The sequence below is a fragment of the Cypionkella sp. genome (assembly GCF_028290025.1).
In the GTDB taxonomy this organism is placed as follows: Bacteria; Pseudomonadota; Alphaproteobacteria; order Rhodobacterales; family Rhodobacteraceae; genus Cypionkella.
The window spans coordinates 16,919-41,406 of the sequence record NZ_JAQGKQ010000051.1 but is presented as its reverse complement, the minus strand read 5'-3'; the positions used below and the strand labels follow the sequence as shown (position 1 = coordinate 41,406).

The window sequence follows — 24,488 nt, the reverse complement described above, 5'->3', positions numbered from 1 at the left end:
GGCTCCACCGTTTCAGCTGGCCCGCACGGCTTGCAACCTCCGATACTCCGCTTCATATTAAAACGAATTACACAGCCGTATAACAAGAAAGCCGACATGCCGGATCACCGCCGCCCTTATCGTCGGGAAACTGAGGAACGCCGCCGCGAGGATCTGATCGCAGCGGCGCTTGATCTGGTTGCCGAAGGCGGACTGCACGCGGCGACCGTGCGTGCTATCGCCGACCGCGCCGGGGTGACCCCGGGCTTGATCCGGCATTATTTCACCTCGAAGGAAGAACTGACTCGCGTGGCTTATCGCCGCCTGATGCAACGGATGACGTCGGACAGTGCGGCGGTGCTGCTGGATGCGCCGGATGATCCGGTAGCGCGGCTGGCGAGCTTTGTGGCGGCCTCGGTCAGTGCTCCGGTCGCAGACCCGGTGGCGCTTGGCTTATGGGCGGCTTTTCTGCATGATGTGCGCCGCGATGCCTCGATGCGCGCGGTGCATACCGCGATGTATTTGGATTTTCGCGACATGCTACAAGGGCTGATTGCCGCCCTGCCCCGCGTCGCTTCGGATGCGCAGTTGCGCACAGAGGCTATTGCTTGCAACGGCGTAATTGACGGGCTTTGGATGGAAGGTTCCATCTTGGCCGAAGCCTTCGCCGTCGGCGAAATCATTGCCATCGCACTTTCCGCGACAGGCTCTATCCTGAATGTTGACCTAACTTCCGCCTACAAGCCAGATCGGAATATCCCATGAGATACGCAGCCATCACAGAACGTCTTGCCCATTTGGGTGGGGCGAAATGGGAGGTGCATGCGCGCGCCAAAGCCATGCAAGCCGCAGGCATCCCGGTTATTCAGCTAACGATTGGCGAGCCTGATGTAGCCACTCCAGCAGCATTGATTGCCGAAGCGCAGCGGTCAATGCGGGCCGGGCGTTTGGGCTATTCCAACGGGCGTGGCGAACTCGCGTTGCTCGAAGCCTTGGCGGCGCGCTATACGGTCCGCACCGGGCGGCCGATCTCTACCGAGCAGATCGCTTGCCTGCCCGGCACGCAAACGGCACTTTACACCGTGCTGCTCACCCTGACCGGCCCCGGCGATGAAGTGCTGGTCGGCGATCCGCTTTATGCGACCTACGAAGGGCTGATCGCCTCAACCGGGGCTACTGTTGTGCGGGTGCCGCTGCGGGCCGAAAACGGCTTTCGGATGCAGGCCGAAGATGTCGCCGCCCTGATCACGCCGCAAAGCCGGGTGCTGTTTTTGAACACGCCGCACAATCCGACCGGGGCAATCCTGACCACCGAAGATATCGCCGCACTTGGCGATTTGGCGAAACAGCATGATCTGTGGATCGTCAGCGACGAAGTTTATGAAGAACTGGTGTTCCAGGGCGGTCAATTCGCCTCACCCTTCGACAATGCAGATCTGGCGGATCGGGTGGTGGTCGCAGCCTCAATCTCAAAATCTCACGCAGCGCCGGGGTTTAGGTCAGGTTGGTGCGTTGGGCCAGAGGAGTTTTCGGCCCGCCTGTTGCCCGTCTCGGAAACCATGCTGTTCGGCAACCAACCGTTCATCGCCGATATGACCGCGATGGCGGTGTCGCAAACTTCAGAAGTGGCGCGCGGCATGGCGGAGCGCTTTGCCCGTCGCGCGGGGATGATTTATCAACGGTTGAACGGCGTGCATGGCCTGCGGGTGCATCGCCCGGACGCGGGCATGTTCACCGTGATCGACGTGAACGTGACGCAGTTAAGTGGTGAGGCTTTTGCAGGCGCGCTGCTGGCCGAGGAAAAGGTCGCGGTGATGCCGGGCGAAAGTTTCGGCGCGGCACTGGCGGGTTGGATCAGGGTCAGCCTGACGCAAGATGACAGCCAGATCGCCGAGGCTTGCGATCGCATCATCCGCTTTACCGCGCGCAAACAGGGAATAACGGCATGAAAACGGTTGGCGAACGTCTGGTTGAAGGTCTGGCGGCGCGCGGAGTTGAGGTGATTTTCGGCATCCCCGGCGTGCACACGGTTGAGATGTATCGCGGGCTGTCGGGCTCGCCGATACGCCATGTCACGGCGCGGCACGAGCAGGGCTGCGCCTTCATGGCCGACGGCTATGCGCGGGTGTCGGGCAAGCCGGGGGTGGCTTTGGTGATCACCGGGCCGGGGATTTTGAACGCGTTGACCGCGATGGGGCAAGCTGCAGCGGATTCGGTGCCGATGCTGGTGATCTCGGGTGTCAACCGGCGGGATTCACTGGGCTTGGGTCTGGGGATGCTGCACGAACTGCCCGATCAGGCGGCGATGGTGCGGCCTTTGTGCCCGACACGGCAAATCAAGGATGCGTCCGAGGTGGGTGAGGTTTTGGATTGGGCGTTTGCGACGATGGCAACCGGGCGTCCCGGCCCGGTGCATATCGAAGTGCCAACCGACGTGATGCCGCTGGAATGTGATGCTTTGGCTGCCCCCGCTCCGTTGCCCGTCGCGTCGCTGCCCGATCTGACGGCGGCGGTGGCAAAGCTGAATGCGGCGAAATCGGTGGTGATCTTGGCGGGTGGCGGTGCGCGCGGGCAAGAGGCCGCGTTACAGGCGTTGGCCGAAAAGCTCGATGCTCCAGTGATCCAGACGGTGAACGCGCGCGGCATGATGTATGCGCATCCGCTGGTGGTGCCCGCCTCGCCTTCGCTGGATGCACCCCGCGCGTTGATTGCGCAGGCGGATCAGGTGCTGGCGATTGGCACCGAGTTTGGCCCGACCGATTACGACATGTATGTGCGCGGCAATTTCCCGGATGTGTCGGGGATGATCCGGGTGGATATCTGCTCAAAGCAACTGGCGCGGCACAAGGCTGGGGTTGCGCTGCATGGCGATGCGGGGGCGGTGATGGCCGCGTTGCTTCCGCTGGTTGCGGTGAAGCAGGCGGACGGTGCGGCGCTGGCATCGAACGCTCGGAAAGCTGCGCGGGCGGAACTGGGCGAGTTGGATGTGCTGATGCCGGGGCGGTTGGAGATGGTGGAAACCATCCGCTCTGCCATGCCCGGCGCGCTGATCGTCGGTGACAGCACGCAGGCGGTCTATGCGGCGAACCTTTATTACGACCACGACCGCGCCGGCGGCTTTTTCAACGCGGCCACGGGATTTGGCGCTTTGGGCTTCGGTCCCGGTGCGGCGGTAGGTGCGGCTTTGGCGGCCCCCGGGGAGCAGGTGATCTGCCTGATCGGTGATGGCGGCTTGCAGTTCAGCCCCGGTGAGTTGCGCACGGCGGTCGATGAACGCCTACCGATCACCTATGTCGTCTGGAACAACGCAGCATTTGGCGAGATCGCCGATGCGATGCGCGGTGCCAACACCGAAGTGATCGGCTGCACGCCAAGCCCGCTGAATATGGAGCCGTTCGCCGCCGCCTGCGATCTGCCCTTCGCCAGCGTGGCACTAGATCCCGAAGAACTGCACGCCGCATTGATCCAACCGCACAACGGCCCAAGGATGATCGAAGTCCGCGTGGCACTGTAATTTCAGCATCAATTCCAAATGGGGCGCGCGACGGTCGCGCCCCTTTCTTTTGATCAAATTTCTTGGCATAAGGTCGCAAGCCACAAAAGGTGCCGCCCATGTCCGAAACTCTTATCGCGGGTATCCGCCCCGAACGCCTCGAAAAGCTGCGCGCGCGAGAGGCGAAACGCTTTGCACAAGGCCGCCCGAAAGCCCGCGCGGCGCTGGATGCGGGATCAGATGTGTTCCTTGACGGCGTGCCGCTGCATTGGATGAAAGACTGGCCGATGCCGCATCTGCCGTTGATCGCATCCGCCAAAGGCGCACGGATCACCGATATTGACGGTTACGAGATCGACGATTTCTGTCTCGGCGATACCGGCAGCATGTTCGGCCACTCGCCTGCGCCCGTCGCCAAAGCCATCCGCCGCCAAGCCTCGCGCGGGCTGACCTATATGCTGCCCTCGGAAGATGCATTAGAGGCGGGCCGCCTGCTGACCAAACGCTTCGGCGATTTCCGCTGGCAGATCGCCACCACCGCCACCGATGCCAACCGTTTCGCCATCCGCGTCGCCCGCGCGATTACTGGCCGCGCGAAGATATTGGTGTTCAACGGCTGTTATCACGGCACCGTTGATGATGTGATGGTGGAGCTTTCGGGTGGCATTACGCAAAACCGCGAAGGCTTGCTGGGGCAAATAGCCGACCTGACCCTCGGTGCTATAGCCTGCGAGTTCAATGACTTGAGCGCCGTTGAGGCCGCACTCGCCAAAGGTGACGTGGCCGCCATCCTGACCGAGCCTGTGATGACCAACTCCTGCATGGTCCTCCCCGACCCCGGCTTTCACGACGGGCTGCGGACGCTGTCGCTGAAATACGGCGCGCTGTTGATCATGGATGAGACGCATACGATCTCCACCGGGCTTGGCGGCTATACCGGCGTGCACGGCCTTGCGCCTGATATGTTTGTCGTCGGCAAATGCGTGGCAGGCGGGATGCCCACCGCCGTCTGGGGTCTGACCCCGGAAACCGCTGCGCGCTATGATGCTGCGAATTCGGCCCGCGCGCCGGGTCATTCCGGCATGGGCACCACGCTTTCGGCCAATCCGATGCAATTCGCCTGCCTGAAAGCCACCCTCGCCGACGTGATGACCGCGAAAAACTACGCTCATATGGAGACGCTCGCGCAACGCTTGGCGCAGGGTCTTGGCAAATCCATCGCCCGCCATAACGCGCCATGGCATGTCGTCCGCGTTGGTGCGCGGGTGGAGTTTATCTGCGCCCCCGGCCCGCTGCACAATGGCTCCGAAGCCGCCCTCGCCCACCAACCAAGCGTCGAATCCGCGCTGCATGTCGCTCTGCTCAACCGCGGCTGCCTGATCGCGCCGTTCCACAATATGATGCTGATCAGCCCCGCCACCAAGAAGCGCCAAGTCGATCGCCTGATCGCCGCCTTTGACGAAACCCTGTCCGAATTGTTTTGAGAGAGCCATGCCTGATTCCGTGACCAACACCACCAGCCCCTCTGGCTCTACCGTAACTGAGGCCGAAGCCTTCCTCGGCGCCCACCCCGAAATCGAAGCCTTTGATATCGTGCTGCATGATGCCAACGGTATCGGTCGTGGCAAGATTATTCGGCGGCATGAGCTGCTGAGCATGTTCAAATCCGGTCGGCATCTGCCGATCTCAATCTTAGGTTTGGATATCTGCGGCGAGGATGTGCATGAGACCGGGCTGATTTGGGATCAAGGCGACGGCGACCGTCGCGCTTGGCCGTTGCCCGGCACGCTACGCCCGATCCACGCCAGCAAACCGCCGCGCGGCGAAGTGCTGATGTGCGTCTATAACCTCGACGGCTCGCCGATGAGCTCTGACCCCCGCCACGCTCTGCAACGCCAAGTCGATGCCTTGGCCGCCGAGGGTCTGCACCCCGCAGGCGCGTTCGAGTTGGAGTTCTTTCTGCTGGCCAATGAGCGTGGCCCCGATGGCAAAATGGTCCCCGCCCGTGATGTGCTCGACGGTCGCCGCAACTCCAAAACTGACGTCTATTCGGTCGATCAGTTGCACGGCATGTTACCGCTGTTTAACGATGTCTACGCCGACGCCGCCAAAGCTGGCATCAAAGCCGAAACCCTGATTTCCGAATTTGCCCCCGGCCAATATGAGCTGACGCTGCACTACCGCGAAGATGTGATGCAGGCGGCGGATGATCTGGTGCGGCTGAAACGCATGGTGCGCTACCACGCCCGCCAACACGGTGTGACCGCTTGTTTCATGGCGAAACCGAACGAAGATTACGCCGGTTCGGGGATGCATTTCCACGTCTCAATGCTGAATGATGCGGGCAAAAACATCTTCATTGAGGCGGTGGAGGGCCAATACAACGACGCCATCCTGCACGCCATCGGCGGCCTGCGCGCCACAATGGCCGAGTCGATGTTGATCTTCGCACCGCACGCAAATTCATGGCGGCGCTTTGCCTCCAACTCCTACGCGCCCGTCAGCCCGACGTGGGGCGTCAACAACCGCTCCGTCGCCCTGCGCATCCCTGCAGGCGATATCCGCGCCCGCCGCGTTGAGCATCGCCCCGCAGGCGTCGATGCCAACGCCTACTTAGTTGCCGCAACCGTGCTGGCCGGAGTGCGCCACGGCATGAGCAACAAGATGGACCCGGGGCCGGAAACCACTGGCAACGGTTATACGGATACTTCCGATGCGCCACCGATCCCGGTCGATTGGAGATCAGCGATTGAGGCCGCGAAGGCGTCGGACTTCCTGAAAGCCGCCCTAGGTGAAGACATGCACCGCACCTTCACCGCGATCAAAGCCGCAGAATACGCGCGGGTGATGCGGACGGTGTCAGAGGTGGATTTCGACCTGTATCTGCATACGGTATAGCGTCCCGCTTAAGGTCATCCTCTCTGCTCAAATATCCCCGCCGGAGGCATCCTCCGCTTTGCGTCCGCGCGGCCCTAGCTTTGCCGGAACCGACATTCCCGCACGCAAACCGGATGCGCCGCGCGGATAGCTTGGGCGATCAGCGCCGGGATCTCTGGGCGCAGGCCGAGCGCGGGCAGCAAGGTTCCGCTGAAACCTGATCGCGCCAAGGCGGCGGGGATATCGGTGGTGACGTGGCCTCCGGCTGCGGCGAAGAACGGCAGGCAAATTGCGTCGGGGCCGAGGTTTGTGATCTCTGCCAGTTGAGGCGATTGGTCGATGAAGCCGACCCTGACGTCGCAGCCCAGCTCGTCGCGGATTTTGGCGGCGACGTGGCGGGCTATGTCAGACGGAACCGGGCTTTTGAACGAGCCATGCGCGGCCAGCAGGATCGGGCCTTTCCGTGTTTCTAGCGCCTCGGCGGCAACTTTGACGGCCAATTCATGCAAGGCGGGATCGCAGCCCAACGGCTCCAACACCTGCCAGCCGACCGCCCCCACAGTTTGCAGGCGGGCGGGGAGATGGGTGCGGGTGAACCAGCCACCCGCCATGAACAGCGGATACAGCAGGCCGCCCTGCCCCAGCTTCGTCACCACCCGCCCTAGCGCCTCGGGTTCGGCGAGGGTGGCGGAGGCTACGATTTGTCCAGGTAAATGCGCTTCGACTTTGGCGGCCAAGCCAGCCAGTTCCGCCGCTGCCGGAGCGGGGTCTGAGGGTTGGCCATGGGCTACTATAATGACGGGGGGCAAGGCGGCGGACATCGGGCTTCCTTTGTTGCGGATAGACTAGAGCAAGGTCAGCGCAGGGCAAGGGCTTTGGCCGGACATAGGGCCGCGTCCATGCGTGGACAAGGTCGGGCTTCATATGATTTCAATGGCTTATCTATGCCTCATTTAGACTTTGTTAATCTTCCGCCACCTGCTTGCCCCATCAAAACCCCACCGCCGCACTTGACACTCCGCCACCTTGAATGCCTGATACGACCGATCAAAACCGGGATTTCGATGACTGATATGCGGACAGATACGCGCTTGGGCGAGGTGCTGTCCTCTGCCCCTCCTGTGCTTACCGATGCCGAGGCGTTGAGCCTTGCGCGCCAGCATTTCGGCATCACGGGCGCGCTCAAACGGCTGACGTCCGAGCGCGATCTGAACATCCGCATCTCAACTGCGCAGCAAAGCTATGTCTTGAAACTCGCCAACCCCGCCGAGCCTGCCCAAGTCACCGATCTGCAAACCAAGGCGCTGCTGCGCCTCGAAACCTCCGGCCTCCCCGTGCCAAAAGTGATCCGCACCACCACCGGCGCGACCGAGGTTTTCACACTGCACGGCACCCTGCGGCTGCTGACCTACCTCGAAGGCACCCCGCAGCACTTGACGCCACGGACCCCGACGCAAGCCCGCGCAATGGCCACGATGGCGGCACGATTAACGCTGTCTTTACAAGGCTTTACGCATCCGGCAGCGGGCTATGTGCTGCAATGGGATATCAAGCAGGCCAGTGCTTTGCGGCCAATGCTTGCGACGGTTCCCGATGATTTGCAGGCGCTGGCGAGGGCAACTTTAGACCGTTTTGACGCGATTGCGCCCGAACTGCAAAGCCTGCGCTGGCAAGTCGTCCATAATGACCTGAACCCGCATAACGTGCTGGTATCGCCTGATAATTCTGATGTTATCGCGGGCGTTCTCGATTTTGGCGATATGGTGCATACGCCGTTGATTTGCGACGCGGCGATTGCGGCGTCTTATTGCATCGACCCCGCCCGCCCGCTGGAAAGCCTGCTCCATTTCGCCCGCGCTTATCATGCGATCTTGCCGCTTACCAAGCCAGAGGCGTTGCTGTTCCCTGACTTGGTGGCGACGCGGATGCTGACGACGATCACCATCGCCTCGGCCCGCGCCGCCCGCTACCCGGAGAACGCGCCCTATATCCTACGCAATGTCGCGACCGCGCGGCAAGGCTTAACCGCGCTGGCAACCATCCCGAGCCCTACCCTGCTTAACACCTTGGAGACATTATGAAAAACGACGGAACCATGGTGAACGCCTACGTGCCGGGCAAGGGCGATTTGTCGGATGCCGATCAGGCTTTGGTGGCGCGCAGGGCAAAAGCCTTGGGGCCAGCCTACCGCTTATTTTATGAAACTCCGGTGCATTTGGTGCGTGGTGAGGGCGTTTGGCTGTATGATGGCGACGGCAACGCTTATTTAGATACATATAATAATGTGGCTTCGGTGGGCCATTGTCACCCGGCAGTCGTCGCCGCGACCGCAAAGCAAGCGGCGATTTTATCGAGCCATACCCGCTATTTACACGAAGTGGTATTGGATTATGCCGAGCGGTTGCTCGCGACTTTTCCCACCGAATTAAGCCATGTGATGTTCACCTGCACCGGGTCTGAGGCGAACGATCTGGCGTTTCGGATTGCCCGCGCGCATACTGGCGGCACCGGGTTTATCGTGACGGAAAATGCTTATCACGGCGTGACTTACGCGATGGCGGGCATGTCGCCGAGCTTGGGTGACGGCGTGGCTTTGGGCGAGCATGTGCGCACCGTCCGCGCCCCCGATCCGCTGAGAATGGCGGGCGATTTGGGTGCTGCTTTTGCGGCGGAAGTGCAAGCCGCGATTGACGATATGCTGCGGCATGGCATCAAACCTGCCGGGCTGATTGTCGATACAATTTTCTCGTCGGATGGAGTTTTTGAGGGTCCAGCGGGGTTTTTGGCGCCTGCCGTGGCGGCAATTCGCGCCGCTGGTGGGGTGTTTATCGCCGACGAAGTGCAGCCGGGTTTTGGCCGTTGCGGCGATACGATGTGGGGGTTCCAGCGGCACGGGGTCGTACCGGATTTGGTGAGCCTCGGCAAGCCGATGGGCAACGGCTATCCTGTGGCAGGGCTGGTGATGCGGCCCGAAGTGATCGCAGCGTTTGGCGCAAAAGCCCGCTATTTCAATACCTTCGGCGGCAATGCTGTGGCTGCGGCAACCGCGATGGCGGTGCTGGAGGTGATTGAGGCCGAGGGTTTGCAAGAAAATGCGCGAGTGGTTGGCGGTTATTTCGCGGATGGATTGCGAGGGTTGGCTGGGCAATTTGATTGCCTCGGGCCATTGCGGGCAGCGGGGTTATTTCTCGGGCAAGAAATCATTTCGGGTGGGCCTTTGGACGCCGATGCTGCGAAAACCGCGAAGATCGTGAACGGGCTGCGCGAGGCGCGGGTGCTGATCTCGGCCACCGGGCCACGCTCAAATGTTCTGAAAATCAGGCCGCCCTTGGTGTTTTCAAAGGCCAATGTCGATACGTTTTTAGCGGCGTTCGAGGGGGTTTTGGCGCGAGTCTAGGCTGCTTTTGCTGTCTTGGTGCGATGAAACCTGGGCCTACAACTCGACCCAAAGCGGGTGATGATCTGAGGCGATCTCGGCGTTATCGGTCCACGCGCGGTGCAGATGCGGGGCTAAATCGCCCGTCACAAAGCAATGGTCCAACTGCCGCAAGCGCGTCTCTCCAGCGATAATTTTCTCATGCGTGTGAAGGGTTTGGCCCAAATGCGCGACGGCATTGGTCAGCCCGCCCGCATACAGAGCGCCCGGGTGATAGGGGGTTTGGCCGCTGATCCGGGCATGTTCGACGCTGCCGGGTTCGCAGTTGAAATCGCCCATCCAGATCGCGGTTTGCGGGCACGGCGGCTCGGGTTGGTTCTCGGTCCAGTTGCGGGAAGGCTCATCATCGCTGCCGCTCCACGGGCCACCGCTGCGGGCGGTATCGTGGTGAAGGTGCAAAAGATGGTCTATTTGGGCGAGGCGTTCGTCAACACCGACATGCGCGAGGTGGATGGACAGCACGCGGATCGGGCCGAGCGGGGTGACGATCAGCGCCTCCAACGCCGGGTTTTGGGTGTTGAGCGGGGTCAGCATCCGGCGCATCGGCAGCAGGTGCAAACGGCTCCACAAGATCGGCCAGCGCGAAAGGATCATGGTGCCGAACTGCCGGCGGCGATTGATCACTTGGGTGCCATCGGTAGTGGAGGCGTCCATGTCAAAGGCGGGGCCGTAGGCGGTATAGTAGTGCGGCAGAAGCTGTTCGAGGATGGCAGGCTGGTCGTCGTGATTGCTGCGCGACCAATGGCGTTCAACCTCTTGCAGAGCGATAATGTCGGCGCCGTCGATCACGCGGGCGGCGCGGGCGAGGTCATATTGGCCATCGCTGCCAAAGCCGTATTGGATGTTATAGCTGAGTAATTTCATCGGGCGAGACTAGCGGCGGTTCGTCGGGTTGGCTAGGCTCGGCGGCGTTAGGTGAAGGAGAATGGCATGGATATTCGCGCAGTGGCCGAGGCGGATCGCGCGGTTTGGGCGCAGCTTTACGCAGGTTATGCGGCGTTTTACGGCGTGGCGCAGACCGATGCGATGCGGCAAACGGTGTGGGGCTGGCTGATGGATGCGGACCATGGCGCCGAGGGGCTGGTGGCGGAAGTCGGCGGCGTGGTGGTGGGGATCGCGCATTTTCGCAGCTTCGCGCGGCCGTTGTCGGCGAGTGTCGGCGGGTTCCTCGATGATCTGTTTGTTGGGCCAGAAGCGCGCGGGACCGGGGCAGCGGAGGCTTTGGTGCAGGGCGTCGCGGATGTGGGGCGCAAGCGCGGTTGGACGTTGATCCGCTGGATTACGGCCGAAGATAACTACCGGGCGCGCGGGCTGTATGATCGGGTGGCCGAGAAGGCGAAATGGGTGACTTATGATATTAAGCTGTAAGGCTTTATTGAGGACTGTGACGGTTTGTTAAACACTGTGACAGGAAATTAACTCTGATTTGCTCAGATTGTGACAGGGCGTTAACCTTGTTGCACCACCCATGGCTGCGGGTAGCGGTATTCTTCTAGGTTGGCCGAGGTGCCTATGCGGTCGATTACGGCGAACAGGCCGGGGGCTTGCAGCGGGGTAAGCACGCCGTGCCAGGTGCCGCGGTGCAGGTTGATGGCTTGCGCGCCGTTGGTAAGGAAGGCGCGGGGTTTCTCGCTGGGGCTGGAAGCTACGATCACGAGGAACGGGTTTTGCGTCATCGGGATGAAGGCTTGGGAGCCTTCGGGGTGACGCTCGATCAGGTCGAACGTGTAGGGCAAGGCGCGCGGTGTGGCGTTGAAGATCGAGAGGCCGGGGCGGTTTTGCGGGTCGGTTTCGGGCGCGAAATCTAGGTGGGCGCGGTCGTGGTGGCGCTGGCATTGGCCGTCGTTGATCAGGCGGAAATCTCCGGTTGCCTCTACGACGTCGCCGAAGGGGGCGAAGGCTTCGGAAGTTAGGGGTTCGGGATGGATTTGACGCATGGTGGTCCTTTGGGCTGATGTTGAGCCGGGGGTTTCACACCCCCGGACCCCCGTGGGATAGTTGGGCAGAGAGGATGACAATTTTAGATAAGTTTTAGCAACTTACGGGGTGCTGAGCTTTGGTCGATGGCGAACTGGGGGTCTCACACCCCCAGACCCGGGTGGAGTATTTTCGCCAAGAAGAAGCAAGTTCTAGATAAGTTTTAAGTAGGTTTAGCGGGTTGGGCGATAGCCGCCGGGGCCGCGCAGGTTGGCGTGGCGGTTTACGTCTTTATAAAGCAGATAGCGGAATGGGCCGGGGCCGGCTGCGTAACAGGCTTGTGGGCAGTAGGCGCGCAGCCACATGAAATCGCCGGCTTCAACCTCGACCCAATCTTGGTTCAGTTTGTAAACGGCTTTGCCTTCAAGCACATAGAGGCCGTGCTCCATCACATGAGTTTCCTCAAACGGGATCACGCCGCCGGGTTGGAAGGTGACGATGTTGACATGGGCGTCGTAGCGCACGTCGGTTGGATCGACGAAACGCGTGGTGCCCCAGACGCCATTGGTGTCGGGCATCAGGCTGAGGGCGACGTCTTTTTCGTTGATCACGAAGGCCGGGGGAATTTCCACGCCGGGGGCGGGTTCATAGAGTTTGCGTATCCAGTGGAAGCGGGCTGGGGCGTTGCCTTCGGCGAGCAACCGCCATTTCGCACCCGGCGGGATGAACGCGTAGCCGCCTGCGTCTAGCTCGTATCCCATGCCGTCGATGGTCAGAGTGATCAGGCCGCCGGTGACGAACAGGAAGTGTTCTGCGCCGGTTTCAGGGTCAGGCGCATCGGAGCCGCCGCCGGGGGCCACTTCCATCACATATTGGCTGAAGGTTTCGGAAAAGCCCGACATTGGCCGCGCGATCAGCCAGAGTTTGGTGTGCCGCCAACCCGGCAGGCAACTGGTTAGAATGTCGGAAAAACAGCCCTTTGGGATGAAGGCATAGGCGTTGGTGAAGACCGCGCGCCCGGTCATCAATGTGGTTTGCGCGGGCAGGCCGCCGGGCGGGGCGTAATAGCTGGTCATGGCAGGATATCCTTTAGCCGCAGTTCGGCGATACGCTCAACTTGTTGGCAGGCGGTGATAAATTCGGTGGCGGTATCTTCGGCAGTGCGTACTGCAAAGGCTGCGAGGATGCTCGCTTTGGTGTTGTCGCGCACGGCGATGATGAAGGGGAAGCCGTGTTTGGCGACATAGGCGGTGTTCAGGCTTTCAAACTGGCTGCGCTCGTCGTCGGTAAGGGCGTCTAGTGCCGCCGCAGATTGCTCGAATGTGGACTCCGGCGTCAGGGCTTTGGCTGCAGCGAGTTTGCCTGCAAGGTCGGGGTGGGCTTTCAAAACATCCATGCGCTCGGAGGGAGTGGCCGAGCGAAACATCCGCGCCAAGGCGTTATGTATGCCTGCGGCGCTGTCATGCGCAGGCCCGAGTTCCAGATCGAAGGCGCGGTCGGCAATCCAAGGTGAATGTTCGAAAATGCTGCCAAAGCGGGTGACGAAGCGTTCGCGCGCCATTTGTGAAGGCCGCTCAAACCGCTTGTGCGGATGCGTTTTTGCCCAATGCTCGGCGATTTCGATGCGCTTGGGAAACCACACGTCTTTGTGCGATTTTGCATATTCTAGGAACCGCTTTAGCCCGGCGATTTTGCCGGGGCGACCGATCAGGCGACAGTGCAGGCCAATGGAAAACATCTTGGCGTGGCCCGCCTGACCCTCGGCATAAAGCACGTCGAAGCTGTCTTTGAGGTATTGGAAAAACTGCTGGCCTTCGATGTATCCCGGCGCTGTGGCGAAGCGCATATCGTTGGCTTCGAGCGTGTAGGGGATCACCAGTTGGTCGCGCTCGCCTACCTCGCGCCAATGAGGCAGATCGTCGTCGTAGGTGTCGGAAATCCAGTCGAACTGGCCGGTTTCAGCGGTGAGATCAATCGTGTTGACCGAACAGCGACCAGTATACCAACCACGCGGCGGCGCACCTACGACTTCGGTGTGCAGGCGGATGGCCTCGGCGATCTGGGCGCGTTCTTCCTCGATGGGCATGTCACGGTGATCGACCCATTTCAGGCCGTGGCTGGCGATTTCCCAGCCTGCGGATTTCATTGCGGCGACTTGCTCGGGGTTACGCGCCAAAGCGGTGGCGACGCCGAAAATTGTCACTGGCAGGCCCATGCCGGTGAACAACCGGTGCAGCCGCCAGAAGCCCGCGCGCGCGCCATAATCGTAGATCGACTCCATGTTCCAATGGCGCTGACCCGGCCAAGGTGCGGCACCAGCGATGTCAGAAAGAAACGCCTCACACTGGGCATCGCCGTGCAGGATGTTATTTTCGCCGCCCTCCTCGTAGTTCAGCACCAGCGATACGGCGATTTTCGCGCCTTGCGGCCAGGCGGCATCGGGCGCGTCTGGGCCGTGGCCTCGAAAATCGCGGGGGTAGCGGGACATGGGGTTCTCCTCGTTTGTTCGCAGACTATATCGAATAACGACGCTGGGTTTATCAAATAATCACGAAAGGAGTTTTGCGGCTTGGCACGGGCTACGCGGGCGGGCAAGCTGGCTAGAGTGGCGATTGGGCGCGGATATAGGGCGGCAGATATGGGCAAATTAACCACGCATGTTCTGGATACCGCAAAGGGCAAACCTGCGGCTGGGGTGAAGGTTACGCTCTATCGGATCAGTGGGATGAGCCATCTTAAGATCGCCGAGACCGTGACCAATGCCGATGGCCGCACCGATGCGCCTATGCTGGAGGGGGCGGCGCTGACGGCGGGGGTGTATGAGCTGGTGTTTTGCGCTGGCGAGTATCTGATGGCCACGGGTCAGGCGGCGGGCGATTTGTTGTTTCTGGATGAAATCCCGATCCGGTTTGGCGTGGCGGATGCCGAGGGGCATTACCATGTGCCGTTGCTGATCTCACCCTTCGCCTATTCGACCTATCGCGGCAGTTAAGCGGGCGGCCTTGCGGGGTGGGCATAGCGTCACCCCCTCAGCGGTGAGGCGACGGAATGCGCGCGGGATGGCGTATAAGCTTCAGGCGATTGAATAAGGGTTAGTTGGCGGCAGATGGCGCAAAGCAGCGAAGATATTGCCAGAATGTTGGGTGCAGCGCGGCCAAAACGGCGGCGTTGGCTTTGGCTGGTTCTATTGTTGGTGGCGTTGGGCGGCGCGGTTGGCTGGTATTATAACGCAGCTTCCGCCACGCCTGCGGTGCTGCGCTATACCACCGAGCCGGTTGCCAAGGGTGATCTGGTGGTGACGGTGACGGCGACGGGCACGGTGCAGCCGACCACGGAAGTGTTGGTGTCGTCGGAACTGTCGGGCACTTTGGCGACGGTGATGGTCGATTACAACGATGTGGTTAGCGTCGGCCAAGTGCTCGCGACGCTGGATGCCACTAAACTTTCAGCGCAGGTCGATAACGCACGCGCGCAACTTGCTTCAGCAAAAGCTCGGGTGACGCAGGCCGAGGCCAGCGCGCGTGAGGCTGCGGCGAATTTGGCGACGCAGCAAGAATTGGCCTCGCGCGGGGTCGCGACGCGCAAGGATATGGTTGGTTTTGAGGCGACGGATCAGCGCGCGCAGGCACAGGTCGAAATCGCCCGCGCCGATCTTACTTTGGCGCAAGCAAATCTGGCGCTGGCGAGTGCGGACCTTGCCAAAGCGGTGATCCGCAGCCCGATCAACGGCGTGGTTTTGGATCGCACTGCCGAGGCTGGGCAGATCGTCGCGGCTAATTTTGAGGCCCCAACCCTGTTCAAGCTCGCCGAAGATCTGGAGCGGATGGAGCTGTTGGTTGACGTTGATGAGGCTGACATTGGCAAGGTCTCAATCAACGATCCGGGCGAATTTACCGTCGATGCTTATCCGGGCCGCAGCTTTCCGGCGGTGATTACGCAAGTGCGTTTCGCGCCCGAAGCGACGAATGAAGTGGTGACCTATAAGGCGGTGCTTTCCGTCGCCAACCCGGATGGGCTGCTGCGTCCCGGCATGACGGCGACGGCGGCGATCACCGTTGATCAGGTTGCGGGCGCGTTGATGGTGCCGAATGCGGCTTTGCGTTATGCCCCGCCACGCGCGGCAGAGGAGCGAGGTGCCTCGGGTGGTTTGGTCGGGCTGATCATGCCACGCGGCGGTAATCGCGGCACGCCAGCTTTGGGCAGCGGCAAGTCGATCTGGCTGCTGCGCGGGCAGGTTCCGGTTGAAATCGCTGTGGAAATCGGCGCGAGCGATGGCCGCTATACCGTGGTGAGCGGCGATCTGGCTGAGGGCGACGCGGTGATCATTGATCAATCCGCCGGAAACAGCTGATGCAAAGCTCCGGTCTGGCCCCCGTTCAGCCGCTTATCCAGTTCTCCAATATCCATCGCAGTTATGGTGCGGGCGAGGCGGAAGTGCGCGCACTCGACGGTGTTGATATGACCATCCAGCGCGGTGAGTTCGTCGCCATCATGGGGCCGTCTGGGTCTGGAAAATCTACCGCGATGAACATTATCGGCTGTCTGGATCGGCCTTCGGCGGGGAAATATCTGTTTCAGGGCGTTGAGGTGCAGGATTTAGACCAAGACCGCCGCGCGTTGCTGCGCAGGCATTGCTTGGGCTTTGTGTTTCAGGGTTTCAACCTGCTCGCCCGACAATCGGCGCTGGAAAATGTCGAATTGCCATTGATCTACAAAGGCATGGCGAAATCGGAACGTGTTGCCCGTGCGCGGCTGGCGTTGCAAAAGGTCGGGCTAGAGGGCCGCGAGAACCACGACCCCTCGCAGCTTTCCGGTGGCCAGCAACAGCGGGTGGCGATTGCCCGGGCGCTTGCCAGTGATCCGATGGTGATCCTCGCCGACGAGCCGACGGGCAACCTCGACAGCCACCGCAGCCATGAGATTATGCAGCTTTTGCAGGCGCTTAACCGCGACGGCATCACCATTGTGATGGTGACGCATGAGGAAGACATCGCGGCCTATGCGCAACGCCTGCTGGTGTTCACCGATGGCAAACTCAGCCGCGATGAGGCCACGCCTGCGCCAATCTCACGGAGCGCGTAGGATGTTTTGGGAAAGCATAACCCTCGCATTCACCACCATCATCCGCAACAAATTGCGCACGTTTCTGACCGTGCTTGGCGTGGTGATTGGCGTCGCTGCTGTGATCGCGATGGTGACGATTGGGCAGGGGTCATCGGCGCAAGTCAACGCCAGCGTCTCGGCTTTGGGCACCAATGTGCTGACGGTGCGCCCCGGCACGCGCGGCTTTGGCCCGCCTGTCGGTGGCGGCGCGGCGGCCCCGCGCTTTAGCTTGAAGGATGCCGAAGTTTTGGCGACATTGCCCGAAGTGGGCTATGCCGCCCCGGTGGTCAGCTCCGGTCAGACCGTGGTGTTCGGCAATGCCAACGCGGCGACCCAAGTTTACGGCACCAATAATGACTACACGCGGGTGCAGAACTGGCCGCTGTCAGCGGGTCGCAGTTTTGAGCCGCACGAGGAAACCGCAGGTTCGGCGGTCTGCGTCATCGGGCAAACTGTGGCGAGCAAGCTGTTTGATCGTTCTGACCCCATCGGGCAGATCATTCGGGTGAAAAACGTCGCCTGCCCGGTGATCGGCGTGTTACAGGCGCGCGGCGCGGGCAGTTTCGGGCAGGATCAGGATGATCTGGTGCTGATGCCCGCCAAAACCGTGCAGCGGCGGCTGGAGGGCAATAACAACGTCGATTCCATCGCGGTGGCGCTGCGCAAATCGGTGTCGTCCGAGGACGGTATCAAGGCGGTGAGCCAAGTTCTGCGCGAGCGGCGGCGGATCGGGCTAACCCAAACCGACAATTTCAGCGTCAGCGATATGAAGGAACTGGCGAATATGCTCGGCGGCGTCAACGCGGTGCTGACCGGGCTTTTGTCGTCGGTGGCGGCGGTCAGCCTGTTGGTCGGCGGCATCGGCATTATGAACATCATGCTGGTGTCGGTCACCGAACGCACCCGCGAAATCGGTATACGACTGGCGGTGGGGGCGAGTGCGGGCCAAGTGCTGATGCAGTTTTTGGTCGAAGCCGTGGTGCTGTCGCTGTTAGGTGGTGCGGTTGGCATCGGCGTCGGGCTGGCGCTTGCCTATGGCGGCTCGGTTTTCATGGCGATCCCGTTCGCGCCATCGGGGGCGGTGGTGGCGCTGGCGTTCGGGTTTTCGGCGCTGGTCGGCGTGGTGTTCGGCTATTTCCCGGCACGCAGGGCGGCACGGCTAGACCCGATTGAGGCTTTGCGGCACCAGTGAGTGTTGCGGGTTGGCCCTAACAGCAGTTGATTTTGGTGCCCCACGCATCGCATCGCTGCGCCAAATCCTCCGGGAAAAGCTGATCGGTAAACACTTCGCTGATCTCACTCAACGACGCCAAGCGCGCCGGAGCAGAGCGCCCGAGTTTGGAATGATCGCAAACCAGAAACACCCGCCGCGCTTGCCGAATGATGGTTTTAGACACCCGCACCTCGGCCAGATCGAAGTCGAGCAAATCGCCGTCGCCGTCTAAAGCCGAGCTGCCGATGATCGCGTAATCGACCTTGAACTGCTCAAAGAATTGCGTGGTCAATTCGCCCACCAAACCGCCGTCTGATCGCCGGAACGCACCGCCCGCCACCATGATATCGCAACTGGGATTGGCCACTAAGATATTGGCGACGTTCATGTTATTGGTGATCACCGTGATGTTGCGATGTTGCAGCAACTCACGCGCGACAGCCTCGGTCGTGGTGCCCAGATTGATGATGATCGAGCAATTATCCGGGATCGCCGCCGCACAGGCTTTGGCAATCGCAGCCTTCGCGGCCTCGTTCATCACCCGGCGCTCGTCATAGCCCAGATTGGTCACGCCCGTGCGCGGCACCGCCCCGCCATGCACCCGGTCGAGCAGGCCAGAATCGGCGAGTTCGGTCAAATCGCGCCGGATGGTCTGCAAGGTCACATCGAAGCGTTGCGCCAAATCTTCAACCACCACGCGGCCATCGGCGCGGGCAATTTCGACAATCTCAGTCTGCCGAAAGCTTAAGGCCAAGGCGGCTTCCTTTCGCATGTAACGCCGGGATAAGCCGCATCTTTCGGCTAGTTTGTAACACGGTTCAAGGCCGAAACTTCGCCGCATCGCGGTAAAACTTGACGCCGCAGCGCAGCGCGAATTTGCGCGGTTTGGGGGATATCGCAGGTAAATCAACAGGGTTAGCGCAATCAATCCGCGAGAAATGTTCGCTTTATTTCAATTCGCACAAAAGCGAAAATAATAGTTGACCGGCCCCGGCGATTGCTTCAGCCTTTGCCTCGCTAGGGGAGGAGACCTAAGCTTGACCATGCAGCAGCGGCCGGAAACGGTCGATCTTTTCATCATCGGCGGCGGCATCAATGGCTGCGGCATTGCCCGCGATGCGGTCGGTCGCGGCTTGTCGGTGACGCTGGCTGAACAGGGTGATCTGGCGCAGGCAACCTCCTCGGCGAGCACGAAACTGTTCCACGGTGGCCTGCGCTATCTGGAGTATTTTGAGTTCCGTCTGGTGCGTGAAGCCCTTGACGAGCGCGAAACCCTGCTGGTCGCCATGCCGCACATTTCGTGGCCGATGCGCTTCGTTTTGCCCTACCACCCCGACATGCGGTTTGAGGGCGAAACCCCCACCGGCAAGCTGATGGCGCGGCTGATGCCGTGGATGAAGGGCCGCAGACCGGCTTGGCTGATCCGGCTTGGTTTGTTCATGTACGACACCCTCGGGGGCCGCAAAATCCTGCCCGCCACCCGCACGCTCGATCTGAAAACCGACCCCGCCGGAGCGCCTTTGCAAAAGCGGTTTGCCCATGCCTATGAATACTCCGATTGCTGGATTGAGGACGCCAAACTGGTGTCGCTGAACGCCCGCGATGCCGCCCAGCGCGGGGCTAATATCCACACCCGCACCCGTGTGATCAGTGCCGCGCGGGCTGGCGATCTGTGGCAGATCACCACGCAAGACGCGCAGGGCCAAACCAGCCACACCGCCCGCGCTTTGGTCAATGCCGGTGGCCCATGGGTCGAGGATATCATCCGCAACGTCGCCCGGATTAACTCGAGCGAAGGCGTGCGTCTGGTGCGCGGCTCTCACATTGTCACCCGCAAGCTTTACGATCACGACCGCTGCTATTTCTTCCAAGGCAGCGATGGCCGGATCATCTTCGCCATCCCCTATGAGCAAGATTTCACCCTGATCGGCACGACTGACAAAGATCACCAATCCGCCCCCGGTGACGCGCATTGCACCGATGAGGAACGTGACTATCTGCTTGATTTCGCAAGCCAATACTTCGCCAAACCCGTCACCCGCGATGATGTGGTCTGGACCTATTCCGGCGTCCGCCCGCTCTATAATGACGGCGCAAGTTCGGCCACTGCTGCGACCCGCGATTATGTGCTGTCGCTGGACCAGAACGGCGCGCCTTTGCTGAATGTGTTTGGCGGTAAAATTACCACCCACCGCCGTCTTGCTGAATCTGCGCTGGCGAAACTGGCACCGTTCTTCCCCAATGCCAAACCCGCTTGGACCGCTCGCGTCGCCCTGCCCGGTGGTGATTTTCCGCATACGGATGTGGCGAAACTGACCGCCAATCTTGCACAAAACTACCCTTTCCTGACCCCGGCTTGGGCCGCCAGATTGATCCGCGCTTACGGCTCCGAAGCTGCAATCCTGCTCGGCCAAGCCAGCCAAACCTCCGACCTCGGCCAAGACTTTGGTGCCACACTGACCGAGGCCGAAGTGCGCTGGCTGATCACCCATGAATTTGCCGTCGAGCCTGCCGATATCATCTGGCGGCGCACCAAACTTGGCCTGCGTTTGAACGATTCACAAATTGCACAACTTTCGGGCTTTATGTCGGCTATGCTAAGCCAAAGGGCGATCAGCCCTGCGGCGGAATGAGGGACTGGTATGTCGATTGAACTGCAATCCGTTTCGCGTGTGGTGAAGGGCCAAAGCTATATTCAGCCCACCAATCTGACGTTGGAGAATGGCACGATGAACGTGCTGCTCGGGCCGACTTTGTCGGGCAAAACCAGTTTGATGCGGCTGATGGCGGGGCTTGATCAGCCGACTGCGGGCAAGATTTTTTGGCAGGGCAAAGACGTTACCGGAATGCGCGTGCAGGATCGCAAGGTCGCGATGGTTTACCAGCAATTCATCAATTATCCGGGGATGAGCGTCTATGACAACATCGCCTCGCCGCTGCGGCTGATTGGTAAATCGACTGCGGAAATTGACCGTGCCGTGCGCGAAACTGCTGAAATGCTGAAAATCACCCCGATGCTACAACGCAAACCTTTGGAGCTTTCGGGTGGCCAACAGCAACGCTGCGCCTTGGCCCGCGCCTTGGTGAAAGAGGCGGGGCTGGTGCTGCTGGATGAGCCGCTTGCCAACCTCGACTACAAGCTGCGCGAGGAACTCCGCGCCGAGATCCCGCGTATATTTGAGAAATCCGGGGCCATCTTTGTCTATGCCACGACCGAGCCGGAGGAGGCTTTGCTGCTCGGCGGCAATACCGCGACTTTGTGGCAAGGCCATGTGACGCAATTCGGCCCGACGCCGCAAGTTTATCGCCACCCGGTCGATGCCACCACCGCCCGCGTGTTCAGCGATCCGCCGATGAATTTCCTCAGTTTCACCAAGCAGGGCAACAGCTTGCGCTTTGGTGGTCGCCACGCTGATGCGTTCAACACGCTTCCCGATGGTGCTTATACCGCTGGCTTCCGCGCCAATCATTTGAGCCTTCACAAACCCAGCGCCGATGCGATTGAACTGCCCTGCACCACGACCGCGTCTGAGATTACCGGCTCGGAAACCTTCCTGCATCTGCAACACGGGCCAGATCGTTGGGTGGCTTTGGTGCATGGCGTGCAGAGTTTGAACGCGGGTGATGAGGTCAGCCTTTGGCTCGACCCGGCGCATATTTATGTCTTTGACGGCGACGGGCGGCTGGCCTCGGCAGCCTCTTACGCGGTGGCTGCATAATGGCGCAAATCACCCTGAAAAACCTCGCACACAGCTACTCGGCCACGCCTACCAGCGACGCCGATTATGCGTTGAAGCAGATGGATCACGTTTGGCAGGATGGCGGGGCCTATGCGCTGCTCGGCTCGTCGGGTTGCGGTAAAACCACATTGCTCAACATCATTTCCGGGCTGCTGCGCCCGAGCCAAGGCCGGGTTTTGTTTGGCGACCGCGATGTGACAGACTCGGAAACCGCCGAGCGCAACATAGCGCAGGTGTTCCAGTTTCCGGTGGTTTACGACACCATGACCGTGCGCGAAAACCTTGCATTTCCTTTGCGAAATCGCGGCATGGACCCCGCTTATATCAAGGCGCGTGTGGCGGCGATTGCGCAGACCATTGGCATGGAGGCGACGTTAGATCGCAAGGCGCGCGGGCTGACTGCCGATGCCAAGCAGAAGATCAGTCTCGGTCGTGGCATGGTGCGCGAGGATGTGAATGCCATCCTGTTTGATGAGCCGCTGACGGTGATCGACCCGCATATGAAGTGGGAGTTGCGCACGCAGTTGAAGCAGTTGCACCGCGAGTTTGGCCATACGATGATTTATGTGACGCATGACCAGACCGAGGCTTTGACCTTCGCTGACAAAGTTGTGGTGATGTATGATGGCCGCGTCGTGCAAATGGGCACGCCGGAGGAGTTGTTTGAAACTCCCGCGCATACCTTTGTGGGCTATTTCATCGGCTCGCCGGGGATGAACCTGCTGAATGCGGCGGTGGTGGGCAATGTGGCCCACCTGCAGGGTGTTGATGTGGCGTTGGGCGCGGCTTATGCGCCGCAAACTGGCCGCACTCAGATCGGCATCCGCCCGGAATACTGCGCTTTGAGCGCAACCGAGGGCCTGCCGATCACCATCCGCCGCGTCGAAGACGTCGGCCGCCACCGCATCATTCGAGGCGAAGTCGCGGGCCAAGTGGTGAACGTAATCGCGGCTGAGGGGGCTGCGATTGGGGCCGACCAAACCCGCGTACGCTTCGAGCCCGCCCGGATAAACGTCTACGCCGACGACTGGCGCGTCCAAGGGGGGGCTGTGTGATGGAGAAGACCCAGAACAACAAAGCGTGGTTCCTTGTGCTGCCAGTGCTGATCGTGGTGGCGTTCTCTGCCGTGATCCCGCTGATGACGGTGGTGAATTATTCGGTGAACGACACCTTTGGTCAGAACGATTTCTTCTGGAACGGCCTTGGCTGGTTTGAGGAAATGATCTCCTCCGACAGGATGCACGCCGCTTTGGGTCGCCAAGTGCTGTTCTCGGCAATCATCCTTGCCATTGAGGTGCCGCTGGGGATTTTCGTGGCGCTCAACATGCCGAAAAAGGGCTTCTGGGCCAGCTTCTGCCTTGTCCTAATGGCCCTGCCGCTGCTGATCCCGTTCAACGTCGTCGGCACCATCTGGCAAATCTTCTGCCGCCCCGACATTGGTCTTCTCGGTCGCGGCCTGACCAACATCGGCATCGACTACAACTACACCAACGACGCGCTCGACGCTTGGATCACCATCATCGTGATGGACGTCTGGCACTGGACCTCGCTGGTCGCACTGCTGTGCTACGCGGGCCTTCAGTCGATCCCACAAGCCTATTACCAAGCCGCCAAGATCGACCAAGCGAGCCGCTGGTCTGTCTTCCGCTATATCGAGCTGCCGAAAATGTCCGGCGTGCTGCTGATCGCCGTGCTGTTGCGCTTCATGGACAGCTTCATGATCTACACCGAGCCGTTCGTGCTGACCGGCGGCGGCCCCGGCAATTCGACCACGTTCTTGTCGATCGACCTTGTGAAAATGGCCGTCGGACAGTTCGACCTCGGCCCCGCGGCCGCGTTCTCGATCATGTATTTCCTCGTGATCCTGCTGGTGAGCTGGGTGTTCTACACCGTGATGACCACCCTTGATGCGCAGGAGACGAAATGATGAAAAACCGCGCATCCCTGATCACCATGACGATCTACCTGCTGTTCCTGCTGATCCCGATTTACTGGCTGATCAATATGAGCCTAAAGACCAACACCGAGATCACCTCAACCTTCTCGCTGGTCCCGAACAAGCTGACCTTCGCCAATTACGTCACCATCCTGACCGATCCGTCGTGGTATATGGGCTACGTTAATTCGATGATCTATGTGGTGCTGAACACCCTCATCTCAATCACCGTGGCATTGCCCGCCGCCTACGCTTTCAGCCGCTACAACTTCATGGGCGATAAACATCTGTTCTTCTGGCTGCTGACCAACCGGATGTCACCGCCCGCCGTGTTCGCGCTGCCATTCTTCCAGCTTTACAGCTCCATCGGCCTGTTCGACACCCATATCGCCGTCGCCCTCGCGCATTGTCTGTTCAACGTCCCCCTCGCGGTGTGGATATTGGAGGGCTTCATGCGCGGCGTCCCGAAAGAGATCGACGAAACCGCCTATATCGACGGCTATTCGTTCCCGCGCTTCTTCATCCGCATCTTCATGCCGCTGGTGGCATCGGGCATCGGCGTGGCGGCGTTCTTCTGCTTCATGTTCTCATGGGTGGAGTTGCTGTTGTCGCGCACCCTCACTGCCGTGAACGCCAAATCCATCGCCGCCACCATGACCCGCACCGTGTCTGCATCAGGCATGGATTGGGGCGTCCTCGCGGCAGCCGGGGTGCTCACCATCATCCCCGGCGCCTTGGTGATCTACTTCGTGCGCAACTACATCGCCAAGGGCTTTGCCCTCGGGAGGGTTTGA

The 24,488-nt window shown here is 60.7% G+C and carries 23 protein-coding genes; 17 read left to right on the top strand and 6 right to left on the bottom strand.

Annotated elements, in window-relative coordinates:
• Positions 1 to 96 precede the first annotated feature (96 nt).
• The 5 genes from JWS10_RS07925 (at position 97) to JWS10_RS07905 (ending at position 6,370) form a co-directional block, all read left to right on the top strand.
• The gene (locus JWS10_RS07925; RefSeq protein WP_299506122.1) at positions 97 to 744 is read left to right on the top strand and encodes a TetR family transcriptional regulator C-terminal domain-containing protein; all 648 of its coding nucleotides are present in this window, start codon (positions 97 to 99) and stop codon (positions 742 to 744) included.
• A complete protein-coding gene (locus tag JWS10_RS07920) occupies positions 741 to 1,928 on the top strand; it encodes a pyridoxal phosphate-dependent aminotransferase (protein WP_299506119.1) in 1,188 nt (395 codons plus the stop codon). Before JWS10_RS07925 ends, JWS10_RS07920 begins: the two co-directional genes overlap by 4 nt.
• The gene (locus JWS10_RS07915) at positions 1,925 to 3,493 is read left to right on the top strand and encodes a 5-guanidino-2-oxopentanoate decarboxylase (RefSeq protein ID WP_299506117.1); all 1,569 of its coding nucleotides are present in this window, start codon (positions 1,925 to 1,927) and stop codon (positions 3,491 to 3,493) included. The genes JWS10_RS07920 and JWS10_RS07915 overlap by 4 nt, the downstream gene beginning before the upstream one ends.
• Positions 3,494 to 3,591: 98 nt before the next feature.
• Positions 3,592 to 4,956 carry an aspartate aminotransferase family protein gene (locus tag JWS10_RS07910; protein ID WP_299506115.1) on the top strand — a complete coding sequence of 455 codons (1,365 nt, stop codon included), beginning with the start codon at positions 3,592 to 3,594 and terminating at the stop codon, positions 4,954 to 4,956.
• A 19-nt stretch (positions 4,957 to 4,975) separates the two neighbouring features.
• Positions 4,976 to 6,370 carry a glutamine synthetase family protein gene (locus JWS10_RS07905; RefSeq protein ID WP_366943522.1) on the top strand — a complete coding sequence of 465 codons (1,395 nt, stop codon included), beginning with the start codon at positions 4,976 to 4,978 and terminating at the stop codon, positions 6,368 to 6,370.
• A gap of 74 nt (positions 6,371 to 6,444) precedes the next feature.
• On the opposite strand, the gene JWS10_RS07900 is transcribed toward JWS10_RS07905, so the two are convergent.
• Complete coding sequence (locus JWS10_RS07900; RefSeq protein ID WP_299506110.1) at positions 6,445 to 7,170, bottom strand: sirohydrochlorin chelatase; 726 nt, start codon at positions 7,168 to 7,170, stop codon at positions 6,445 to 6,447.
• A gap of 243 nt (positions 7,171 to 7,413) precedes the next feature.
• Between JWS10_RS07900 and JWS10_RS07895 the strand changes: the two genes are divergently transcribed.
• On the top strand, positions 7,414 to 8,430 hold the full coding sequence (locus tag JWS10_RS07895; RefSeq protein WP_299506108.1) for a phosphotransferase: 1,017 nt from the start codon (positions 7,414 to 7,416) through the stop codon (positions 8,428 to 8,430).
• Positions 8,427 to 9,746 (top strand): aminotransferase class III-fold pyridoxal phosphate-dependent enzyme, encoded by a 1,320-nt coding sequence (locus tag JWS10_RS07890; RefSeq protein WP_299506106.1) that lies wholly within the window; start codon positions 8,427 to 8,429, stop codon positions 9,744 to 9,746. Before JWS10_RS07895 ends, JWS10_RS07890 begins: the two co-directional genes overlap by 4 nt.
• A 36-nt stretch (positions 9,747 to 9,782) precedes the next feature.
• On the opposite strand, the gene JWS10_RS07885 is transcribed toward JWS10_RS07890, so the two are convergent.
• Positions 9,783 to 10,649 (bottom strand): endonuclease/exonuclease/phosphatase family protein, encoded by an 867-nt coding sequence (locus tag JWS10_RS07885; protein WP_299506103.1) that lies wholly within the window; start codon positions 10,647 to 10,649, stop codon positions 9,783 to 9,785.
• Positions 10,650 to 10,715: 66 nt separating this feature from the next.
• Between JWS10_RS07885 and JWS10_RS07880 the strand changes: the two genes are divergently transcribed.
• A complete protein-coding gene (locus tag JWS10_RS07880) occupies positions 10,716 to 11,153 on the top strand; it encodes a GNAT family N-acetyltransferase (protein ID WP_299506101.1) in 438 nt (145 codons plus the stop codon).
• Between the two features lie 80 nt (positions 11,154 to 11,233).
• On the opposite strand, the gene JWS10_RS07875 is transcribed toward JWS10_RS07880, so the two are convergent.
• The 3 genes from JWS10_RS07875 to puuE all read right to left on the bottom strand — a co-directional run bounded on the left by JWS10_RS07875 (position 11,234) and on the right by puuE (position 14,190).
• On the bottom strand, positions 11,234 to 11,722 hold the full coding sequence (locus JWS10_RS07875; RefSeq protein ID WP_299506099.1) for an ureidoglycolate lyase: 489 nt from the start codon (positions 11,720 to 11,722) through the stop codon (positions 11,234 to 11,236).
• A 213-nt stretch (positions 11,723 to 11,935) separates the two neighbouring features.
• Positions 11,936 to 12,778 carry a bifunctional allantoicase/(S)-ureidoglycine aminohydrolase gene (locus tag JWS10_RS07870; protein WP_299506097.1) on the bottom strand — a complete coding sequence of 281 codons (843 nt, stop codon included), beginning with the start codon at positions 12,776 to 12,778 and terminating at the stop codon, positions 11,936 to 11,938.
• Complete coding sequence (gene puuE / locus JWS10_RS07865; RefSeq protein ID WP_299506095.1) at positions 12,775 to 14,190, bottom strand: allantoinase PuuE; 1,416 nt, start codon at positions 14,188 to 14,190, stop codon at positions 12,775 to 12,777. The genes JWS10_RS07870 and puuE overlap by 4 nt, the downstream gene beginning before the upstream one ends.
• Before the next feature lie 150 nt (positions 14,191 to 14,340).
• On the opposite strand from puuE, the gene uraH reads away from it, so the two are divergent.
• The 4 genes from uraH (at position 14,341) to JWS10_RS07845 (ending at position 17,997) form a co-directional block, all read left to right on the top strand.
• Positions 14,341 to 14,694 (top strand): hydroxyisourate hydrolase, encoded by a 354-nt coding sequence (gene uraH / locus JWS10_RS07860; RefSeq protein ID WP_299506093.1) that lies wholly within the window; start codon positions 14,341 to 14,343, stop codon positions 14,692 to 14,694.
• Between the two features lie 114 nt (positions 14,695 to 14,808).
• Positions 14,809 to 16,053 carry an efflux RND transporter periplasmic adaptor subunit gene (locus tag JWS10_RS07855; RefSeq protein ID WP_299506091.1) on the top strand — a complete coding sequence of 415 codons (1,245 nt, stop codon included), beginning with the start codon at positions 14,809 to 14,811 and terminating at the stop codon, positions 16,051 to 16,053.
• Positions 16,053 to 16,784: an ABC transporter ATP-binding protein gene (locus JWS10_RS07850; protein WP_299506089.1), complete on the top strand. Its 732-nt coding sequence runs from the start codon at positions 16,053 to 16,055 to the stop codon at positions 16,782 to 16,784. Before JWS10_RS07855 ends, JWS10_RS07850 begins: the two co-directional genes overlap by 1 nt.
• A gap of 1 nt (position 16,785) precedes the next feature.
• Positions 16,786 to 17,997 (top strand): ABC transporter permease, encoded by a 1,212-nt coding sequence (locus JWS10_RS07845; protein WP_299506087.1) that lies wholly within the window; start codon positions 16,786 to 16,788, stop codon positions 17,995 to 17,997.
• Positions 17,998 to 18,013: 16 nt separating this feature from the next.
• On the opposite strand, the gene JWS10_RS07840 is transcribed toward JWS10_RS07845, so the two are convergent.
• Complete coding sequence (locus JWS10_RS07840) at positions 18,014 to 18,772, bottom strand: DeoR/GlpR family DNA-binding transcription regulator (protein WP_299475211.1); 759 nt, start codon at positions 18,770 to 18,772, stop codon at positions 18,014 to 18,016.
• Between the two features lie 289 nt (positions 18,773 to 19,061).
• On the opposite strand from JWS10_RS07840, the gene glpD reads away from it, so the two are divergent.
• The 5 genes from glpD to JWS10_RS07815 are packed head-to-tail and all read left to right on the top strand — an operon-like array spanning position 19,062 to position 24,488.
• A complete protein-coding gene (gene glpD, locus JWS10_RS07835; protein WP_299506211.1) occupies positions 19,062 to 20,651 on the top strand; it encodes a glycerol-3-phosphate dehydrogenase in 1,590 nt (529 codons plus the stop codon).
• Positions 20,652 to 20,660: 9 nt separating this feature from the next.
• A complete protein-coding gene (locus JWS10_RS07830; RefSeq protein WP_299506085.1) occupies positions 20,661 to 21,737 on the top strand; it encodes an ABC transporter ATP-binding protein in 1,077 nt (358 codons plus the stop codon).
• Positions 21,737 to 22,813 carry an ABC transporter ATP-binding protein gene (locus JWS10_RS07825; RefSeq protein ID WP_299506083.1) on the top strand — a complete coding sequence of 359 codons (1,077 nt, stop codon included), beginning with the start codon at positions 21,737 to 21,739 and terminating at the stop codon, positions 22,811 to 22,813. Before JWS10_RS07830 ends, JWS10_RS07825 begins: the two co-directional genes overlap by 1 nt.
• Entirely contained in the window at positions 22,813 to 23,685 is an 873-nt protein-coding gene (locus JWS10_RS07820; protein WP_299475636.1) for a carbohydrate ABC transporter permease, read from the top strand. Before JWS10_RS07825 ends, JWS10_RS07820 begins: the two co-directional genes overlap by 1 nt.
• A complete protein-coding gene (locus JWS10_RS07815) occupies positions 23,685 to 24,488 on the top strand; it encodes a carbohydrate ABC transporter permease (protein WP_299506209.1) in 804 nt (267 codons plus the stop codon). Before JWS10_RS07820 ends, JWS10_RS07815 begins: the two co-directional genes overlap by 1 nt.

Coding starts and splice junctions, on each gene's coding strand:
- JWS10_RS07925 (WP_299506122.1), top strand. CDS start 97: ATGCCGGATCACCGCCGCCCTTATCGTCGGGAAACTGAGGAACGCCGC.
- JWS10_RS07920 (WP_299506119.1), top strand. CDS start 741: ATGAGATACGCAGCCATCACAGAACGTCTTGCCCATTTGGGTGGGGCG.
- JWS10_RS07915 (WP_299506117.1), top strand. CDS start 1,925: ATGAAAACGGTTGGCGAACGTCTGGTTGAAGGTCTGGCGGCGCGCGGA.
- JWS10_RS07910 (WP_299506115.1), top strand. CDS start 3,592: ATGTCCGAAACTCTTATCGCGGGTATCCGCCCCGAACGCCTCGAAAAG.
- JWS10_RS07900 (WP_299506110.1), bottom strand. CDS start 7,170: ATGTCCGCCGCCTTGCCCCCCGTCATTATAGTAGCCCATGGCCAACCC.
- JWS10_RS07895 (WP_299506108.1), top strand. CDS start 7,414: ATGACTGATATGCGGACAGATACGCGCTTGGGCGAGGTGCTGTCCTCT.
- JWS10_RS07890 (WP_299506106.1), top strand. CDS start 8,427: ATGAAAAACGACGGAACCATGGTGAACGCCTACGTGCCGGGCAAGGGC.
- JWS10_RS07885 (WP_299506103.1), bottom strand. CDS start 10,649: ATGAAATTACTCAGCTATAACATCCAATACGGCTTTGGCAGCGATGGC.
- JWS10_RS07880 (WP_299506101.1), top strand. CDS start 10,716: ATGGATATTCGCGCAGTGGCCGAGGCGGATCGCGCGGTTTGGGCGCAG.
- JWS10_RS07875 (WP_299506099.1), bottom strand. CDS start 11,722: ATGCGTCAAATCCATCCCGAACCCCTAACTTCCGAAGCCTTCGCCCCC.
- JWS10_RS07870 (WP_299506097.1), bottom strand. CDS start 12,778: ATGACCAGCTATTACGCCCCGCCCGGCGGCCTGCCCGCGCAAACCACA.
- puuE (WP_299506095.1), bottom strand. CDS start 14,190: ATGTCCCGCTACCCCCGCGATTTTCGAGGCCACGGCCCAGACGCGCCC.
- uraH (WP_299506093.1), top strand. CDS start 14,341: ATGGGCAAATTAACCACGCATGTTCTGGATACCGCAAAGGGCAAACCT.
- JWS10_RS07855 (WP_299506091.1), top strand. CDS start 14,809: ATGGCGCAAAGCAGCGAAGATATTGCCAGAATGTTGGGTGCAGCGCGG.
- JWS10_RS07850 (WP_299506089.1), top strand. CDS start 16,053: ATGCAAAGCTCCGGTCTGGCCCCCGTTCAGCCGCTTATCCAGTTCTCC.
- JWS10_RS07845 (WP_299506087.1), top strand. CDS start 16,786: ATGTTTTGGGAAAGCATAACCCTCGCATTCACCACCATCATCCGCAAC.
- glpD (WP_299506211.1), top strand. CDS start 19,062: ATGCAGCAGCGGCCGGAAACGGTCGATCTTTTCATCATCGGCGGCGGC.
- JWS10_RS07830 (WP_299506085.1), top strand. CDS start 20,661: ATGTCGATTGAACTGCAATCCGTTTCGCGTGTGGTGAAGGGCCAAAGC.
- JWS10_RS07825 (WP_299506083.1), top strand. CDS start 21,737: ATGGCGCAAATCACCCTGAAAAACCTCGCACACAGCTACTCGGCCACG.
- JWS10_RS07820 (WP_299475636.1), top strand. CDS start 22,813: ATGGAGAAGACCCAGAACAACAAAGCGTGGTTCCTTGTGCTGCCAGTG.
- JWS10_RS07815 (WP_299506209.1), top strand. CDS start 23,685: ATGAAAAACCGCGCATCCCTGATCACCATGACGATCTACCTGCTGTTC.